Genomic DNA, 19,520 nt, shown 5'->3' with positions numbered 1-19,520 from the left:
AGGTTCCACCCTATCTACTATCACGGAAATAATTTCAGCAAACAAGCCTTTGTCACTTAATAAAGGCGGTGTGAGCAGAGCAAGAGGTCACTTCATTCATTGTCTAACCATTCATATCCACACTAAATTAGGCTTTACCGATTCGCTTTTGCGCCGCTCCGCTCCTTTTCCATATAAAATGTGGTTGTAATTTTCCGCTTACATGTTAAAATGTTAATGTTTGTGATAAAACATTTTTTACTATTGTTATAGTGTTTTTATAGATGGATCAACGAGGAGAAATCAGATAATCATGACATGGGAAGTACTGAGTATGATTGGCACCATTGCCTTTGCCGTCAGCGGCGCTATTGTGGCCATGGAAGAGGAATATGATATTTTAGGTGTTTATATATTAGGGATCGTTACCGCTTTTGGCGGCGGTGCCATTCGAAACTTGTTAATCGGCGTACCAGTATCCGCCTTATGGGAACAAGGTTTATTTTTTCAAGTTGCCTTGTTATCGATTACTGCGGTATTTTTATTTCCAAGTAATCTGCTTAAGCATTGGCAAAAATGGGGAAACCTGTTCGATGCAATTGGCTTATCCGCTTTTGCCATTCAAGGCGCCATGTATGCCGCGAATATGAATCACCCGCTTAGTGCCGTAATTGTTGCAGCGGTCATGACGGGGATTGGTGGCGGTATTATCCGTGATTTATTAGCCGGAAGAAAACCGATTGTCTTAAGAGCTGAAATTTATGCGGTATGGGCGATTCTTGCAGGCTTGATTATCGGACTTAAGATTGCCATACTTCCTTGGCAATTGTATACACTTTTTACGCTGGTAACCGTCTTGCGGGTACTATCTTATACTTTTGATTGGAAGCTGCCAACCAAAAAGCTTAGAACACATTAAGAAATCGACGGATTCCTCATCCGCCGATTTTTTTAATCCTCCTCAAATACCAAATCATTGCTTCTTAGCGTCATCAATTCATGCTTGTCATAGCTATTTAACAGTAACAACCTCATCGCCTGCGCCCGAACAGATTTTTCAATCACATTGCGAACATATCTGCCGTTTGAAAAACTATTTGGATTTAAAACGGCCTTCACCCAAATTAGATGATCCCTTAATTTCTTTTCAGCTTCATGACTAAACGTGTATTCCCTTTCATTCAACATCCTGCCCGCAATATCCATCAGCTGTTCAATATTATAGTCTGGGAAATCAATCACTAACGGAAAGCGAGAATGAAGACCTGGATTTAAGGTTAAAAAATAATCCATTTCACGGGAATAACCAGCGAGTATCAGGATAAATTCATGTTGTTTATCCTCCATATGCTTTACCAATGTATCGATTGCCTCTTTGCCGAAATCCTTTTCCCCGCCCCGGCCTAATGAATAGGCCTCATCAATAAACAGAATTCCACCTTGCGCCTTTTTGATCAAATCCCTCGTCTTTTGCGCTGTATGGCCAATATATTCGCCAACAAGATCAGCACGCTCTGCCTCAATTAAATGGCCCTTTGTCAGGACATTCATTTTTTGAAACAGCTTTCCAATTATCCTGGCTACGGTTGTTTTGCCCGTTCCTGGATTCCCTTTAAACATCATATGGAGGGCTTGTTTCCGAGCCTTTAGTCCCATTTCCTCTCGCTTCTTGTTAACATAAATCCAGGCATAAATTTCCTTTATCATCCTTTTCATTTCTTCCATGCCAACCAAAGACCCGAGCTCCTCCTCGATTTCCTTAAGAGCAGCGTGTTCAGGGGGAATGTCCTTTGGAACAACTTGAAAGTCAGGTAACTCCTTTGTAACAGCTTTCTTCTTTTGTGAATTAAGAACAACTCTAATTTGGCCGTTACTTTTCATTCGGAATGGTTGATCCAAAGCTATCACCTCTCATTCTGCAAACAGTATACGTAAGGTAGCAAGTTTAAGCTACTCAGAAGTGTATTCGTTTAGACAAAATCCTTCATTCTAATATGTATTCACAACTATTGAAATTCATTAAAAAAGATTTTCTAGCGAAAGTTACATTCTTGAAAAAAAAAAGAGCCCACGCAGTGTGGACTCCATTTAGACGAATGGGTTATCGATTATTGATTATCCAATTCCAGTTGGACATTTCTTTGTGGCGCAAAGGTTGAAATGGCATGTTTAAATACTAATTGCTGTTTCCCCTCTGATTCAAAAAGCACGGTAAAATTATCAAACCCTTTAATCTGCCCTCTTAATTGAAAACCGTTTAGAAGGAACACCGTTACGTGAGTGTTGTCTTTACGGCACTGGTTTAAGAATTGGTCTTGAATATTAATGGTTGTTTTCATTGTATATCCTCCTCTTTAATCTCTACTACTATGTATTCGATTTTAGTTGAAGCTTTCCTTCAACATAATGTGAAATTTCCGCTATTTTTTTTGAGAAATTATTCACATCCGTCATGTCATACCATTGTACATCCATTTTGTTGCGAAACCAAGTCAATTGCCTTTTGGCATATCTTCTTGAATTTTGTTTTAGATTTTCTACTGCTTCCACCAATGGCAATTTCCCATCCAAATAGTCATACATTTCTTTGTACCCAATTGCTTGGATAGATTGACAATCACGCAGGCCTTGTTGATATAACCTCTTTACCTCTTCCATTAGACCTTCATCCATCATCAAATCAACACGGGCATTGATTCGTCCATAAAGTTTCTCCCGGTCCATTGTCAAACCAACAAGTGCCGTATTGTACAAAAGGTCACGCTGTTGTGTACTTTGGTAATCTTGCATCGTCTTCCCCGTCAGATGAACTATTTCTAGGGCGCGAATCACCCTTCTAATATTATTGGGATGAATTTGTGCAGCACTTTCTGGATCAACCTCTTTTAATTCAGTGTAGAGGGCTTCATTACCAATTTCCTTTACTCTTTCCTCTTGTAAATGTCGAAATGATTCATCTCCAGGAACATCGGAAAATTGATAATCATAAATAACAGACTGGATATATAACCCTGTCCCCCCGACAATGATGGGAAGCTTTCCCTTTTTGGCGATCTCATCTATTCTATCCCGAACAAGTTGTTGAAATTCAGCGACAGAAAAATTTTCTGAAGGCTCCTTGATATCGATTAAATAATGAGGAATTCCTTCCATTTCACACTTCGTGATCTTTGCAGTACCAATATCCATGCCCCGATAAATCTGCATAGAATCCCCACTGATAATTTCACCATTATAACGTTTGGCCATTTCGATACTTAATTTTGTTTTTCCAACTGCTGTAGGGCCAATGATGACCAATAAATTTTGTTTTACATCCACTATTTTCACACTGCCTTATTCCGTTTTCAGCGAATCAGGGTTCTCGTATCCCTTTCTCACTATTCTATCGTACCACATATTTTGATAAGCAGTTGAACATCAATTAAGTATGGACAAAGTTTTATTTTTCTATGCGTTTTTAACGTATATAGTATGAAATCCCTTTATGTCACAAAGATGTGAAATATTTCTTGTAAGGTTACAATTCAATAACGGTTCATTTACAAACGGCTCCATACCCCCACATTCATGTTAGGCTTATTCGTAGTGTATTTTGAATGAAAAAAATAGGGATAAGGTGAATTTTATGCTTTCTACATTTGAAATTGGAATTGATTTAGGAACAGCAAATATATTGGTATATAGCAAAAACAAAGGAATCGCCCTTAACGAGCCCTCCGTTGTGGCTATCGATACAGAAACAAAAAATGTGGTAGCTGTTGGACTTGAGGCAAAAGAAATGATCGGGAAAACTCCGGAAAAAATCATGGCTATCCGCCCATTAAAGGATGGGGTCATTGCTGATTTTGATTTAACAACTGAAATGTTGAAGCACGTAATGAAAAAAGCATCTAAAAAAGCGGGCTTTGCGATTCGTAAACCGAATGTGGTCGTATGTATTCCATCTGGTTCAACAAGTGTGGAACGAAGAGCGATCCATGATGCCGTAAGAAACGCTGGTGCTAAAAAAATCTCCTTAATTGAGGAACCAGTTGCCGCAGCAATTGGCGCGGGCTTACCTGTTGATGAACCGGTGGCTAACGTGGTGGTCGACATCGGCGGCGGTAATACCGAGGTTGCGATTATTTCCTTCGGCGGCGTAGTGGCCTGCCATTCAATTAAAGTGGGCGGTGACCGCCTCGATGATGAAATCATTCAGCATGTGCGCAAGGAATATAATGTGTTAATCGGAGAACGCACGGCGGAAAATATCAAAATGGAAATTGGTTTTGCCCTTATTGACCATGAGGAACTTTTCATGGATGTTCGCGGTCGTGATCTTGTGACTGGATTGCCAAAAACTATTAAACTATCATCATATGAAATTCGTAAAGCCATTAGGGAATCACTTTTACAAATTTTAGAAGCCATCAGGGCTACGCTCGAAGATTGTCCTGCTGAACTTAGCGGTGACATTGTTGACCGTGGTGTTATTCTAACTGGCGGAGGCGCGCTTTTGAATGGTATGGAAAAATGGCTCAGTGAAGAAATTGTGGTACCAGTGCAGCTTGCGCCAAGCCCTCTTGAATCTGTAGCAGTAGGAACCGGACAAGCCTTGCAATATATGAGTAAATTGCTTGCGGCTGTAAAATAATGAGGATACAACAAAGGCTGAAGGGACATTTGCCCTTCAGCCTTTTGAATGTGGCTAGTATATCATTTTTGGGGTTTTTGGTAACAAAGGACACATTATTGTTCCCATTGCAGTGATTTTTTTGAGCTCGTGAACATTAACCTTTTTTTGTTACCGATTTACCTCCAATTTAAAGATCTCGGTAACAATTAATTACATTACACGTTTAAACATCTTTTCCATTTCATAAACACTATAATGCACGATGATCGGTCTCCCATGCGGACAGGTAAACGGGTCAGATGCCTTACGCAAATCATCCAGAAGTGCTTGGATTTCATCAGTCCGCAAATGGCGGTTCGCTTTGATCGATGCTTTACAGCTCATCATGATCGCCGCTTCTTCCCGGAGCTTTTTGATATCTACCTTTTTCATCGATAACATCTGTTCAATCATGTCTTCAATAATCTGCTTTTCATCCCCTTTTGGTAACCATTGGGGATGCGATCGGACAATGAAACTATTCATACCGAATTCCTCAAGAAACACGCCCACTTTTTCAAGTTCAGTTAAATTCTCCATTATTTTCACATATTCGTCAGTAGAGTATTCGAAAGTAATCGGTACGAGCATTTCCTGCAGTTCAGATTGAACCTGTCCCACCTTTTCCCGAAAATACTCATACTTCAGACGTTCCTGGGCCGCGTGCTGGTCAATGATATATAAGCCGTTTTCATTTTGGGCAAAAATATATGTCCCGTGCATTTGCCCGATTGGATAGAGACGTGGAATTCTACTCTCAGCTTGATCGCTAGTTGAATTTATTTGTTCATTTTCAAGTGAATCCCTATTTGATTTGACAACATTCTGTTCTGATTCAAAATACGGCATTGGTGGTTCCCAAGCCATTTCTTCCTCTTCAATTTCCGGTCCTACAGGTATCGGTGAAACTGGCAATATCCTAGACTCCTGAACTGTTTGCACACGATCCGGCCATTCCCTTTGAATGTCTTTCGTACTAGAAGTGCCTTCATCCAAAATGAACGAAGTCTGTTCCGATTTAGCTTCATCTTTTTTCACATGTGTGTAGGCGGTAGGAATTAAGATCTTCGATTTAAAGGTATCTTTAATAATGGTCGTTACTAGCTCATCTAGTTCCGCTTCCTTACTGATTCGAACCTCCATTTTCGAAGGATGCACATTGACATCCACGAGCAACGGATCCATCTCAATATTCAGGAGCACAATTGGAAATCTGCCAATTGGCAACAGCGTATGATATCCTTCCTGTATTGCTTTTGCTAACGGATAATTTTTGATAAAGCGGCCATTAATCATTGTCGAAATATAATTTCTTGAGGCCCTTGTTACCTCCGGCATCGAAGCAAATCCGCTGATTTTATAATCAAGTGAATTCCCCTCAATAGGAACAAGCTGCTTAGCTATCGCCATCCCGTAAATCGCTGCAAGAACCTGTCGAACATCGCCGTTCCCGTTTGTTTGCAGTAGTTTCCGTTCATTATGAATTAAACGGAAGGCAACCTCAGGATGTGACAGAGCTAGCCGGTTGACGACATCGGTTATATTCCCGAGCTCTGTATGAATGGTCTTCATGTATTTTAAGCGTGCAGGCGTATTGAAAAATAAATCGGTAATCGTAAGGTCTGTGCCCCGTCTAGCGGATGCTTTTTCAAACACTACTACTTTTCCGCCCTCTATCACCACTCGATTACCAGCACCCTCTCCAGTGGAGGTCTTCATTTCAAGCCGTGAAACAGAGGCAATACTTGGCAATGCTTCACCTCGGAAACCAAGGGTACGGATGCGGAACAAATCATTTTCGTCCTTGATTTTACTGGTAGCATGGCGCTGGAAGGCGATTAACACATCCTCTTCGTCAATTCCGTATCCATTATCGGTAATGCGTATTTTGGCAAGTCCTGCTTCCTCAACTTCTATTTCAATGACAGTACTGCCAGCATCAATCGCATTTTCAACAAGTTCTTTCACAACGGAGGCGGGACGTTCAACCACTTCGCCCGCCGCTATTTTATTGGATAAGGCATCATCTAATTGGATAATCCTTCCCATCGCCATTACCCCCTACTTTAACTTTTTCTGAAGCTCAAATAAGACATTTATCGCATGAAGTGGTGTAACATCTAATAAATCCAATTCTTTTATTTTCTCTAACACACGTCTTTCCTTAGTTGTAAATTCGTGCTTTTTTGGCTCTTTCGGTTCATCAAAAAATGAAAGCTGCGCCGGCTGCACTTGCGGTTTTTCTTTGATTACTTCTGCTATTTTAACAGGAATAGGTTGTTCATCCGACTGCTCCAATGCAGTTAAAATTTCATTTGCCCTACTGATTAATTCCGCAGGCAGCTCCGCAAGTTGGGCCACATGAATTCCGTAACTTTTATCTGCTGGTCCCTCTTTAATTTTGTGAAGGAAGACAACCTTCCCATTATGTTCAATGGCACTGACATGAACATTTTTCAATTTCGAAAGCTCTTCATTCAACACCGTTAGTTCATGATAATGGGTAGAAAATAAGGTTTTCGCCCCAATCCTCTCATGAATATATTCAATAATTGCCTGCGCCAACGCCATTCCATCATAGGTAGACGTTCCACGGCCGATTTCATCAAACAAAATTAAGCTGTTTTGTGTTGCATTCGTTATCGCATTTTTCGCTTCTAACATTTCAACCATGAACGTACTTTGACCGGAAATCAGATCGTCGGCTGCGCCAATTCGTGTAAATACCTGATCAAATATTGGCAATACAGCCTCAGATGCCGGCACACAACAGCCTATTTGCGCTAGGATGGCCGTCAAGGCTACCTGCCGCATGTACGTACTTTTACCTGACATATTTGGGCCTGTAATCAGCAAGACTTCCCGATCACTATCCATCTGACAGTCATTCGGAACATATTCTTGGGAGTTTAATACTTTTTCAACAACAGGATGACGCCCGTCCTTAATGGCTACACGGCGTTCGGATGAAAACTGCGGTTTCACATAGTGCCGCTCCTCACTAACTTGCGCAAAACATTGAAGTACATCAAGCTCGCTTACTGATTTTGCCAATGCCTGTATGCGCGGAATCTGTTCTTTCACAATCTCGCGAATCTCGGTAAACAAATCATACTCAAGCTCTCCGCATTTTTCTTCCGCTTGTAAAATTAACGCCTCTTTTTCTTTTAAGGCAGGAGTAATATAGCGCTCCGCATTCGTTAATGTTTGCTTGCGCTCATACTGACCCTCCTCCAAAAGATGCAGATTTGCACGTGTGACTTCGATATAATAGCCAAAAACGCGGTTATAACCAACCTTCAATGATTTAATCCCTGTTTTTTCACGCTCTTCCCGTTCAAGCTGGGCAATCCATGTTTTTCCGTTACGGCTGGCATCACGATATTGATCAAGCTGGTCATTGTACCCATCACGAATCATATTACCTTCTTTTAAAGATAATGGAGGATTTTCAACAATCGCCTGCTCTAACAAATCGGCGACTTCCTCACATGGGTCAAGATCTGCAGCGATTTTTGCTACTTCTTCATTTTGCATTTGCTGCAGGATTTCTTTTAAAAATGGTACTTGCAGTAAGGAGCGCTTTAGTTGCACTAAATCCCGGGCATTGACATTGCCAAATGCCACCCGACCTGCTAATCGCTCCAAATCGTATACTTCTTTTAATTTTTCTCGAAGCTCCTGGCGTTCAAAATATTGATTCATTAACACTTCAACGATTTGTTGGCGATGCTCAATTTCGGACTGATTAATTAACGGACGATCAATCCAGTGCTTTAACATCCTGCCGCCCATGGCTGTCATTGTCTCATCAAGCAGCCATAATAATGAGCCCTTTTTCCCTTTGGAACGGATCGTCTCTGTTAATTCTAGATTGCGCTTTGAATAGTAATCAATTTTCATATATTGATGAATTTGATAGGTGGTAACCAGTTGTAGATGGTCTAGACTTCTCTTCTGTGATCTGTATAAATAGTTAAACAGCCTTGCTGCTGTTTGCTTCAATTTATCTTGATTAAGGTCTTCCAGAAGATGAGAAAAATTTATATCTAGTGAACTATTATCCTCAATTGAAATAGCGAGGACATTACGCTCCTGCATTTTCTTCTGCAGATTCTCGTCAAAGCTGCTTGCAATGACTACCTCTTTAGCACTTAATACCGAAAGTTCATTTAATACATCATCAAAATTACTTGAAAGCAAGGTTACCCTGCTTTCGCCCGTTGAGATGTCGTTATATGCAAAACCAAAGGTTTGATCGTCAAATGCAGTAATAGAGGCAATATAATTATTCTCTTTATCATTTAACCCCTTACCATCCATGACCGTTCCCGGTGTAATCAGCTGAACAACTTCGCGTCTCACCATACCTTTAGTTTGTTTGGCGTCTTCCATTTGTTCGGCAATCGCCACTTTGTACCCTCTAGAAATCAGTTGCTCTATATAGGTAGCAGCAGCATGGTATGGGACTCCGCACATCGGAATAGTACCGCCATCGCGGCTAGTTAATGTTATTTCTAATTCCTGGGATGCCTTAATTGCATCGTCAAAAAACATTTCGTAAAAATCGCCTAAGCGAAAAAATAAAAAGGCATCTTGATAATCTGCCTTTACGGTTAAATATTGTTGTATCATCGGCGTATAACCAGCCATAATGACCTCCACGATTATATTCATTTCTACTTACTTCGACAAACTATTATAACATAAATCAGGAACATCAGACCCGTCGAATATTTTCCATAATAACGGAAACCTATAATTTTTAATCTTATAAGGAAAATAAGAATCAGAAAATCCTCCATAAATTTAATTAGAGGATAGAGACCGGCTTTATCGAATAATATTTATTAACTATTATTAAATTTGAGGTGGTTACATGTCAGGTTGGTTTGCCCGCAGTTACAAAAACTATGACTTTGAAATGTATTCCGTCAGCCATTTTGTGATTATATCCATTTGTATTTTGGGCTCGGCACTACTATTTATATATAGAGATAAATTAAAAACAGAGAAATGGCGCGTTACTGAAATCGGGATTGCCATTTCGTTACTATTAATAGAAACAACATATCATACTTGGATGTTGATTAATGGCAGCTGGAATGTCAGCCATGCCATCCCATTGGAATTATGCAGTATTAGTCTTATTTTAACCGTGTTTTTATTACTGACTAGAAAAAAAGTCATTTACGAAATTCTATTATTTACCGCATTATTAGGTGCATCTCAGGCAATATTCACTCCCTTATTAAATTATGACTTCCCACACTTTCGATTTTTTCATTTCTTTTATACTCATTTAATCATCATCTGGGTTCCACTCTATTTTACGTGGGCAAAAGGATATCGGCCAACAATTTGGTCTGTAGTAAAATTATTTATCTTTTTGAATGTATTGATGCCAATTATTATGTTCATCAATAAACTAGTTGGCGGAAATTATATGTTTCTAAGCCACAAGCCAGACAGTGCCAGTTTATTAGATGTTCTTGGGCCGTACCCTTGGTATATTTTATCTCTTGAGGGATTGTTACTATCATTAAGTTTGATCGTTTGGGCTATATTCAGGGAAAAGGCCGCTGTAAGAATAGAAGTGTCTAGGGACGAACCATTCCAATAATTACATCTTTTTATTGACCTTTTTCGATAAAATCATTATAATAAGAAACGTTCCTAATAAGTGTCCCGATAGCTCAGCACGTCTGAATACGCTCCACTGAATTTTCTTCAGCGTACTGATCGAGCAGCTTCTTGATATTCTTTCTGAGATCAGGACGGGAATTTCTTATTACGTGTGATAATATATATATTTAATTTTCCACTTGTCCCGATAGCTCAGCAGGATAGAGCAACAGTTTCCTAAACTGTAGGTCGGAGGTTCGAATCCTCTTCGGGACGTTTAAAAAACCTTGCCATTGCAAGGTTTTTTTGTTTTAACTATTATAGTTTTAAAAATATGAGCATATCTTTCATCCTTATCTACTATTAAACTGTGATTTCATTTAGTTAAATAATTTCTTAGACAACAATTCCAGTTAGCTTTTCATTATCCTGTTTAATAAATAATTCCTTGACCTTTACATGCGATGGGAGCAGCGGATGATGGCGAATGGTGTGAACTGTTTTTTGGACACCATCCCTTAATGTTTTGCCTCCCTGTAACCATTCACTTACCGTACCCGTGGGAAATTCCGGCTTGGTATTATTAAAAAGATACTCCAGTGTTTGAATCTTATCCTTTAATTCTTTGTTTTTATTAATATGGATTAGTATATTCTCAGTGTTTTTTTGATAATCATCTGTGAAGGCAACAACGATTTCTTCAACATTTTCCTTAAAGACCGCAATGATGATGTCCCTCATTATTTCGTCGAGGGGGTGTGAAATGAGTGGTTGATATCTTTGTAAGATCATTATATTTTCCGGATTGACATTGGTTTCTTTTTTAATAAAACGTTCTAATTTATGATCCATACCAATCACATATAGTACTTTTTTCTTTTCATCTCTAGACATCAAATCACCTCTTTCTTCATTTATATCGTACTCTATACAAATTCTGATGCTTTAACATAATTTACTTTGAAGATTGCTGGCAAGCTTAAAGATCATTGCTCGTTCTCCAGTTTGTGTACTTAGATCGGTGTGAAAGCTAATTACTTCTTCCCCTGTTAACTTTAAGATAATTTCCTTTAAATCATTCAGTCCGGATTCCACTAAACTATGGCGATATTCTTTTACCGATAACAAGCCTTCTTTATCCCGACATACTTCATATTCTGCTGGAGTTAAAATTGCGCCAAGATTCACAATCACCATATCGCGTAATATATCTGATTTAACTGATACGGAGCCTCGTCCAAGATAATTTTTCTCCCAATGTGTTAAAGCTTTGCTTATTTCAGCTTCAAGCATTCCTTTTGATTTTTCCATATCGATTCCTTTTCCTTTATTCAAAGTTTAAGACCAGCTCTCCCAGTGTCCTTCCGGGTCAATGGACGCTAGCCGAATCCATCCATTTTTCACTTTTTGCTGAAAGGCATGATCGTGGTTCAGCATCCGTTTTACATATTCCCTCGGCGCCTGGATGACCACCAGCAAACGTAGTGGTTCATGATAAGCCTCTCCATCTGATTTCATCACAGACTGCCAGGGAAGTCCCGATAGTAAGTCACTGGCGTTTCCCTGCATGACCCCGAGCCCTGCAGTGACGGTTTGGGTTGTTTTATTCCCGCTTCCATAATAATGTGGGGCAACAGTAGAGGCATAATATTGCAGGTTAATCCATTGAGCTACCGTTGCTGGTCCGGATATGATATTTGCGAGAATACCGCCGTTTTTATCCTTCTTCCAGTTATAATTATTAAGGAAAACCCTCCCACCCAGATTACAACCTTGGGTAAGTTGCCGTTCGCCGATGATAAACGCAGCATTGCGCGCCAAACCCCATTCCGGACGCACCTCACTCCAATCTTCTGAAAGCCGCTGGGCCTCAGCCTTCGGATTTTTCAAATGGGTACCGAGATTTGGCAATTGTGAAATCCGCTCGAAATTGGCTTCCTCACTTACCTTTGGCAACTCGGTTTGGACACGCTTAAATGCTTGTTTAGCTTCATTTGATAGTTCCGGAAGGTAAAGAAAGCGCAACTCATCAAGTGTGGTAATATGCTCAGCAGCTGCAAAAACGGTATCTTTCGGAATGATTATTCCCTCTTTTTCTAGGCTCATCCTTACGGTTGGAAGATTGCACAATTCTGCCAGCACTCTTGCATTGAATGCACCTGATGCTCCTCCACACGCACCACAATCGAGTGCAGAACTATATGGATTATTCGTGCTGTGACTTCCATGTCCGCAAATAACCACTAGGGGTGCAAAATGATCAGTGAGCCCCATCATTAGTAGAGCCTGCCTTACGTAGTGGACTTTTTCTTTTACCGAAAAACCAGTTGGCAAAGCTGTTTCAGATATTTGCGTATGGTTTAGCGTGAGTTCCGCGGATGGTTTATGCAGCCAGCTTTGGTGCATTTTCCTTAATGTCTGGCCTGCACTTCTTGGCACAAAGCTGCGAGCGAGTGTTTGCAGGCTGAGCCAAGGACCACTAATTTCCGGCAATACCATACTGGAAATCAGATTATGCTTCATAGCAGCAAATGTATAACCTATTGAATTGACTGCATGATGCCTTTGTTGATAGGATTCAGACTCAGGTGAAAACTCTTTTATTTTGTGTTGCGGTTTAAACATGACTGGCAAAGAGTTATGTGCATGGTTACTGCCAAGCTCGCAGGTTGCTATCGGTAATCCGAAAAATCCTGCTGTGCCAAAAGTCTGAAAATCTCCTCTTTTTTCAAGGTTGCGGCGAAAAGGCTCTGAACGAACATCGATACAAAATACAAACTGAGCTAGTGCCTGATTTATGTTTTCCGCCATTTCCGCCTTATGTTGGGATATAAGCATTTTCTTTAATTGGTCTTCATATGTTTTCTCCCATGCTTCAAGCCATAGTCGATTGCGTTGAATCTTATCAAAACGGTAGGCAAGGGTCAAACATGCCTTTATTTCTGTAGAGGATAACTGAGACCAAGCATTGATTGGCAGGTTACCCCATTTGGCCCAGGCTGCAATTAATGGTTCTACATGTACTTTATTATTTCTTTTTTCAGGCAAGGGAAGAAAGGGTTTAACTAATGCCCATTCCATTGATATTCTAACGGCTAAATACTCTAGCAGCAGCGAATTTTCTTCGGCTGATTGCTGCGAACGCCATAGCATCATGCCACTCCAGCCCGGTAAAGCAAGGAAATGCACTTCAAAATAGGCTTGAACTTCTGAAAATTGAATTTCTAGATCGGACAATACTTCCCTTAATGCCGCAGCAGCTTCTTCAGGCAAATAACTTAATTGTTTACGCTGATTACGGCTAAGTGCCGGGTCATGCTGGACTAGTTTCCGCCACGCACGATAGAAACCTTCTTCACGATTTGGCATCGACCAAACTGCTTGGGACTCATCAAGAAATAATTTACACCACTTGATCATGTGGCTGTTAAGATCGTGAGCAGCATTTACCCTTCCTAGCTGTTCCATGCGTTGGCTATAGGTTTTAGTCGAATGTTTTTCGGTCATTTCGGGTGTAAAACAATTTAGTTCTCTTACCAGACTTTTTAACTCAGATTCATCCAAAGTATTGGAAGATAGTTTCTTTTGCATGAGTGCAGCTAGGCAAAATTGCTCTGCGACCTTACGCGGCAACTCCAAAGATTGTGTGTTTAGCCAATGTTGAAGTCCATTTTTTAAAAAATCTTGTTGAATCTTACCGCGTTCCCATGCAGATTGAAGTAAAGAGTCATTGGGGTAGATATCTATATCACAAGTATCTTTGAGCCAATAGGCCGTTGTTTCAAACGTTTGTCCCTCAAAACCTACCCAGGGGCTACGTGCTGCAAATGTGTTAATAGGCCCGAGCGGTACAATAACGCTGCTGGCGGAGTTCACCAAGTCAATAAGATTAAAATCAAGGCTATCAGGAAGCTTTTCCCAATGTAAGTTTCTTGCTGATGTTGAATTCATTGTAGATGACCTCCCTTAAAGAATGATTTTGTCAAATACTTAGGATGACTTTCTATCAAATTGCTTTGAGGCTCACCCAATCGTACAAGCCAAAGATAAATAACAGAATAGGCAGTTGATGAACGATGACGAGCAAGCCATACACCTGCAGCACTTCCGGCCAATAATATAATCAAAAGTAAAATTGCCGCTGGTTCCGGTGGTTGAATTCCCTTTGGGATTGAATTTTGTAATACACCATAAAAAGCATCATGGACGAAGTGATATACAATTGCCGCTACTGCAACTAAAGAAAAGCCTGCAATTCGCGCGATATGTCCATTTCCAAAAGCCACGAGCTGGGTCCAGGCTAATGAAACTGACCACCCTAAGGTAAGGGCGCTTATGAATTGATAATTCTCCCCAGAAGAAGATAGCCAAAGACCAATTGTCGCCAGGAGTCCTAAAATCCCTCCTGTGATTGTCCATAATAATGACCGCGGCTGATTTGCTCCGGGAGTTTGCTTCTTGTGATGGTCAAGCGCGGAACCAGACTGTAAGAAAAGAGTTGACTTAAATAGACCATGTAAGATTGCGTGGATAATGGCTGCCGAAAAAGCACCTAACGCACATTGGATGAACATGAACCCCATCTGTGCAATCGTAGACCCTACCAGCTGCCGTTTATAATCTACCTGGACCAGCATAATTCCTGTACCTATCATGACTGAAACACTAGACAATATAAGTAAAATGATTTGGGTCATATTTCCGCTAAAAAGTGGAGAGAACCGTGTCAAGATCATTCCACCTGCGTTCACTAATCCCGCATGCATTACTGCTGATACAGGAGTAGGAGCTACTACTGTATTTAATAACCAGCGGTGGAAAGGCCACTGTGCAGCCGGAATGACGACAGCTAAGATTAGCATCAGGCTAATACAAGTCCTTTCCCATAAACCAAGCTGTGTAAGACTGCTTTTTGTGAGGACAAGCGACAACTGCAAATGTCCCGTGGACTGGGTTACCCAAAGGACAGCCCCAAACAGTATAATCCAGCTTATTGCAAACAATTTTCCTGTTTGTTTAGCTGCGTTTCTAGCAACACTCCACTCTTTTTTTACTCTTATCAGCAGTATCAGCCCCAGAAGTGTTGTCCCCCAGCAAATCAGCAACAGGCGAAGATCATTACAAAGCCAGACAACTGAATCAGCACTAGTTGTAAGTGTCAGCAAGGCAAAATATTTTCTATAAGAACGATCACCAAGGAAGTAACGAACAGAATAACGTTGCACGATAAAACCGATGATAAGCACAAACGATACCAGCAGCCATGATAACGAATCAAGCAACCATGGGCCATAAATGGTGGTCTCATTGGTGGTAAAAAGAATCAGTAGGGCAGCTAGTGGCGGCAACAATGTAAAACCGACGTGAAGTCGAACATAAGTCAGTGGAACCCTTGGGTATAACAGGAATAGTGCACTAAGTACAGAAACCGCAAGCAATACAAAAAATATTTCTGGCAGGGAATTTACCATTTTGCTTCCCTCTTTCTGCGAATAGAATCATCCGACATTATGAAAATATGACTTTGATTGATTTCCTTCATTACACTGCATTCCTTTCTGTTTATAAAAAACAAAAAAACCGACAATTTTTAAGCATAGTGGTCAAAACCATTACACTTTGAAAATCGTCGGTTTACTTTTAACGGGCCATTCAGGCCTTTTAATCGTCTACCTAAATATGTAATTATGTATTCATTCCTAAGGAGGTAAATTTACGATTACCTTTTAGTTATAGATTTACTTTTTCATTGAATCAATAAAGTTATTAACCTAATGCTAAAGAAATCTATTTAATTGAAGAAAACATTTATTCAAATTATTGATGATATGGATTTTACTATTAATGTAACATTCTGTCAAGTAGTAATTCGGTTATAATCGCGGTACCTTTAAATTATCAATATAGATAGATTGATATTTCTAGCACCGGATGCGAAGTCTCCTTTACATAAAAAGACCGGTCAGCGCCGGTCTTCAGTGCTATATTGAATTCGCACGCCCAACCCTTTTCTTAAACCCATTTGCAAGTGGGACGACAATGATGGCGGCGATGACGATCTGCATGATATTACCTGGGACGGAGCCGAACGGCTGGATCCAGTTACCAAAAAGGATGACTTCTGTAAAATAATAGCCGACAACTTTGATGATCAGGGCAGCAGCCACTGCCAGTACATGTACGAAAACCTTTTTGCCGGGAATCTTTTCAGCAATAAGGCCAGCTACATATCCCATTGCCCCAACGATAACAAACGTAAACGGAGCCCATAATGCCCATCCTGAAACAATATCAAACAAAGCCATTCCGAAGGCACCTACTATCGCACCTGTTTTTTTGCCAAAAACAAACGCGGCAATTAAAAGCGGCACGTTGCCCAAATGGATTAAGCCCCCATTTCCCATCAGCGGCAGCCTAATGTTGATAAACATTGTGGCCAGAAATGTTAAAGTAATAAATAGTGCATTGAGAACCAGGATTCTCGTTTTGTTTTGTTCTTGCGTAAACATGTAAATCCCCCTCGTCATTTCAAGTGCTAGTGTTTTGTTTAAAAATGAATCTTATCTTCTTTAATGATTACTAGTATAATAAAATCTGACAATATAAAAAGTGTCACCTTTTAAAAAATTCCCATGGTCAGAGAGGAGGAATCCCGAATGGATATGCTTATGTTTGAATTGAATAAAAACACAACAAAACCCTTGTATGAACAGCTTTATGTTGGTATCAAAACTGCCATTATGAGCAAACAAATTGAAGTTGGTACGAAACTACCCTCAAAAAAAAAATTAGCCGATTTTTTAAACATCAGCCAAACAACCATTGAAGTTGCCTATGCCCAACTGATTGCAGAGGGCTTTATTATGTCAAAACCGCGGATTGGATTTTTTGTAGAGGATATTAATGAATTACCATATATCGAAACAGAACAGGTAGAGTTGCCTGTAGAGGACTCGGAGGAAAAAATAATCCAATTTGACTTTCACCCCGGAAAAATCGATACAGACTCCTTCCCTTTTTCACAGTGGAGGAAATATGCTAAAGATTTATTTGATTATCCATCAAAAGAGTTGTTACAGATTGGAGAATCCCAGGGTGAATATATGTTACGGACTGAAATAGCAAAATACCTTTATCAATCGCGGGGGATTGTGTGTAAGCCGGAGCAAATTGTGATTGGTTCGGGAACGGAGCAACTCCTTCCTATGATTTTAAGGCTGCTTGAAAATGATTTAAACTTCGCACTCGAGAATCCCGGATATTCGGCAATCCCTAGAATCCACTTGCAAAATAAAGCAATCCCAATTCCGGTTGATGAAGATGGATTGATTGTAGATGAACTTGAAGAAACAAATGCGAATGTGGTTTACATTACGCCATCCCACCAATTTCCGACCGGTGCGGTCCTTTCCGCAACAAGAAGAACACAGCTTTTGCATTGGGCAGCAAAAGCTGAAAATCGCTACATTATTGAAGACGATTACGACAGTGAATTCCGTTACACCGGAAAACCCATTCCTGCATTACAAGGGATGGACCAAAACAATAAGGTCATTTATCTGAGTACTTTTACCAAGTCATTAATGCCGTCATTGCGAGTGGCGTATTTTGTTTTGCCCACAACATTACTGAAAAAATATAAGGAATCATTCAGTTATTATTCAGCAACTGTCCCGAGATTCGACCAGCATATTTTAGCCAGCTTCATGAGAGACGGCAATTTTTCAAAACACTTAAATCGTATGCGGAAAATTTATCATAAAAAACTTAATAAACTGACCCATTTTTTTAAAACGTATTATTCTGAAGTCATCATCACTGGAAACCATGCCGGGATGCACATTTTAATTTCCCTCCCACTAAAAAAAAGTGAACATGAGTTAAAAATAATCGCGGCAGAAAGCTCTATCGCCATTTACCCTGTAACCGATTACCTGTTAAAGCCAGTAGAATATAAGTATCCAACATTTCTGTTAGGGTTTGGCGGCATCCCAATTGGGAAAATTGAGGAAGGCATTCACCAATTAATGCAATGCTGGGGAATTGCAAAAAAAATTTAGGGGATAGAACGAAATCATACCTGAATAATTACCATTTATCTTGCCTATACACCAAAGGGAGCCAAAAAAATAACAGATATCAACATGCAAGAGGAGCGACCTTCTATAAAGGTAGCCCCTCTTTGACATATCTTCCTATTTTGTCGCTGTTGCCAAGGCAACTTCAGGTGATGTTACCTTATCATAAAAATCAACGAATTGATCACGCTCGGCGCTATCACGGTATGCCATAGCGACACGTGGATGTTCATTCAGGACACCTGAAATCATATAAGGAATGATATAGCCCCATTCCCACTTTTGACGCATCTCAAGCATATGCTTTTCAATTATTCCCAGAACTGGCTTGAGCTCATACCTTGTTTTTTGGATGTAGCTAACGAGAAGTTCTGTATGACAGTTACCTGCAGCGCGACCCATACCGTAAACAGAAGAATCTAGGAATGTTACTCCGTTTTTCATAGCAGATAGTGTATTGGCGAATGCCAATTGCATGTTGTTATGAGTGTGTATTCCGAGTTGTTTATTAGGAATCATTTCTTTAAACTTTTTCACTTGATGCTCAATATCTGCTGGATCTAAACTTCCAAATGAATCCACGATATAGACCACATCTACAGGACTATTTCGTACTAATTCAAATGCTTCAATAAGTTTCTTTTCAGGGACGCTTGATAAAGCCATAATGTTTAGGGAAGTCTCATACCCTAAATCATGAAACATTTGCACAAGTTCTAAGCCTTTATCTACTTCACGTATGTAACATGCTACACGAATCATATCTAAGACACTTTGATCACGGGGCAGAATATCATTTGGATCAACACGGCCAATATCTACTAAAGCAGACAACTTCGTGAACTTTTTCTCCGGAATAATTTCTTTTAGGAAGTGATCGTCAAGAAATCTCCATGGATTAGGTTCTGTTGCGTTAAGGAGCTTAGGAGAATTTTTGTACCCAATCTCCATGTATTCAACACCTGCAGCACTCAGACCATTATATAAGTCTTGAACAAATTCGACACTAAAATCCCAATTATTAACCAAACCACCATCACGAATGGTACAGTCTAAAATTTTGCTATTACGTTCCATGATGTAACCCCCTATTCCTCATTTACTGATTTTTTAAACTTTAACGCTTTTATTTAATAAAATCTTATTGTGTTTATATCATTTTTCATTTCATAGTGTCAATC

At 40.0% G+C, this 19,520-nt stretch carries 15 protein-coding genes and 1 tRNA gene; 5 read left to right on the top strand and 11 right to left on the bottom strand.

What is annotated here, in order from left to right; genetic code table 11:
• Positions 1-292: 292 nt before the first annotated feature.
• Positions 293-898 (top strand): trimeric intracellular cation channel family protein, encoded by a 606-nt coding sequence (locus tag G6554_RS11600; RefSeq protein ID WP_166241930.1) that lies wholly within the window; start codon positions 293-295, stop codon positions 896-898.
• Positions 899-930: 32 nt separating this feature from the next.
• On the opposite strand, the gene spoVK is transcribed toward G6554_RS11600, so the two are convergent.
• The 3 genes from spoVK to miaA all read right to left on the bottom strand — a co-directional run bounded on the left by spoVK (position 931) and on the right by miaA (position 3,300).
• Positions 931-1,878, bottom strand: a complete 948-nt coding sequence (gene spoVK / locus G6554_RS11595; protein WP_166241928.1) for a stage V sporulation protein K — start codon at positions 1,876-1,878, stop codon at positions 931-933.
• Positions 1,879-2,087: 209 nt separating this feature from the next.
• Positions 2,088-2,318, bottom strand: coding sequence for an RNA chaperone Hfq (gene hfq / locus G6554_RS11590; RefSeq protein ID WP_007083878.1), 231 nt, complete (start codon positions 2,316-2,318; stop codon positions 2,088-2,090).
• A 28-nt stretch (positions 2,319-2,346) separates the two neighbouring features.
• Positions 2,347-3,300: a tRNA (adenosine(37)-N6)-dimethylallyltransferase MiaA gene (miaA, locus tag G6554_RS11585; protein ID WP_166242058.1), complete on the bottom strand. Its 954-nt coding sequence runs from the start codon at positions 3,298-3,300 to the stop codon at positions 2,347-2,349.
• Between the two features lie 307 nt (positions 3,301-3,607).
• On the opposite strand from miaA, the gene mreBH reads away from it, so the two are divergent.
• On the top strand, positions 3,608-4,615 hold the full coding sequence (gene mreBH / locus G6554_RS11580; protein WP_166241926.1) for a rod-share determining protein MreBH: 1,008 nt from the start codon (positions 3,608-3,610) through the stop codon (positions 4,613-4,615).
• Between the two features lie 192 nt (positions 4,616-4,807).
• Here the strand turns inward: mreBH and mutL are convergent, their stop codons facing one another.
• Positions 4,808-6,685: a DNA mismatch repair endonuclease MutL gene (mutL, locus tag G6554_RS11575; RefSeq protein ID WP_166241924.1), complete on the bottom strand. Its 1,878-nt coding sequence runs from the start codon at positions 6,683-6,685 to the stop codon at positions 4,808-4,810.
• Positions 6,686-6,697: 12 nt separating this feature from the next.
• A complete protein-coding gene (gene mutS, locus G6554_RS11570) occupies positions 6,698-9,289 on the bottom strand; it encodes a DNA mismatch repair protein MutS (protein WP_207343112.1) in 2,592 nt (863 codons plus the stop codon).
• A gap of 226 nt (positions 9,290-9,515) precedes the next feature.
• Between mutS and G6554_RS11565 the strand changes: the two genes are divergently transcribed.
• The gene (locus G6554_RS11565) at positions 9,516-10,259 is read left to right on the top strand and encodes a YwaF family protein (RefSeq protein WP_166241922.1); all 744 of its coding nucleotides are present in this window, start codon (positions 9,516-9,518) and stop codon (positions 10,257-10,259) included.
• A gap of 204 nt (positions 10,260-10,463) precedes the next feature.
• Positions 10,464-10,537, top strand: a tRNA-Arg gene (locus G6554_RS11560).
• 120 nt (positions 10,538-10,657) lie between these two features.
• Here the strand turns inward: G6554_RS11560 and G6554_RS11555 are convergent.
• The 5 genes from G6554_RS11555 to G6554_RS11535 all read right to left on the bottom strand — a co-directional run bounded on the left by G6554_RS11555 (position 10,658) and on the right by G6554_RS11535 (position 16,770).
• The gene (locus tag G6554_RS11555; RefSeq protein ID WP_166241920.1) at positions 10,658-11,155 is read right to left on the bottom strand and encodes a carbonic anhydrase; all 498 of its coding nucleotides are present in this window, start codon (positions 11,153-11,155) and stop codon (positions 10,658-10,660) included.
• Positions 11,156-11,206: 51 nt separating this feature from the next.
• Positions 11,207-11,572, bottom strand: coding sequence for a Na-translocating system protein MpsC family protein (locus tag G6554_RS11550; protein ID WP_166242054.1), 366 nt, complete (start codon positions 11,570-11,572; stop codon positions 11,207-11,209).
• Positions 11,573-11,599: 27 nt separating this feature from the next.
• On the bottom strand, positions 11,600-14,212 hold the full coding sequence (locus G6554_RS11545; RefSeq protein ID WP_166241918.1) for a DUF2309 domain-containing protein: 2,613 nt from the start codon (positions 14,210-14,212) through the stop codon (positions 11,600-11,602).
• Positions 14,209-15,732 carry an NADH dehydrogenase subunit 5 gene (locus tag G6554_RS11540; protein WP_166241916.1) on the bottom strand — a complete coding sequence of 508 codons (1,524 nt, stop codon included), beginning with the start codon at positions 15,730-15,732 and terminating at the stop codon, positions 14,209-14,211. Before G6554_RS11540 ends, G6554_RS11545 begins: the two co-directional genes overlap by 4 nt.
• Before the next feature lie 510 nt (positions 15,733-16,242).
• Entirely contained in the window at positions 16,243-16,770 is a 528-nt protein-coding gene (locus G6554_RS11535) for an ECF transporter S component (protein ID WP_166241914.1), read from the bottom strand.
• Positions 16,771-16,917: 147 nt separating this feature from the next.
• Between G6554_RS11535 and pdxR the strand changes: the two genes are divergently transcribed.
• Entirely contained in the window at positions 16,918-18,321 is a 1,404-nt protein-coding gene (gene pdxR, locus G6554_RS11530) for a MocR-like pyridoxine biosynthesis transcription factor PdxR (RefSeq protein WP_207343092.1), read from the top strand.
• Positions 18,322-18,456: 135 nt separating this feature from the next.
• Here pdxR and G6554_RS11525 read toward each other — a convergent pair whose 3' ends face one another.
• Positions 18,457-19,416, bottom strand: a complete 960-nt coding sequence (locus G6554_RS11525; protein ID WP_166241912.1) for an aldolase catalytic domain-containing protein — start codon at positions 19,414-19,416, stop codon at positions 18,457-18,459.
• Positions 19,417-19,520 lie beyond the last annotated feature (104 nt).

The sequence above is a fragment of the Bacillus sp. MM2020_4 genome (assembly GCF_011250555.1).
GTDB lineage: Bacteria > Bacillota > Bacilli > Bacillales > Cytobacillaceae > Neobacillus.
This window is presented reverse-complemented; position numbering and strand designations above follow the sequence as displayed.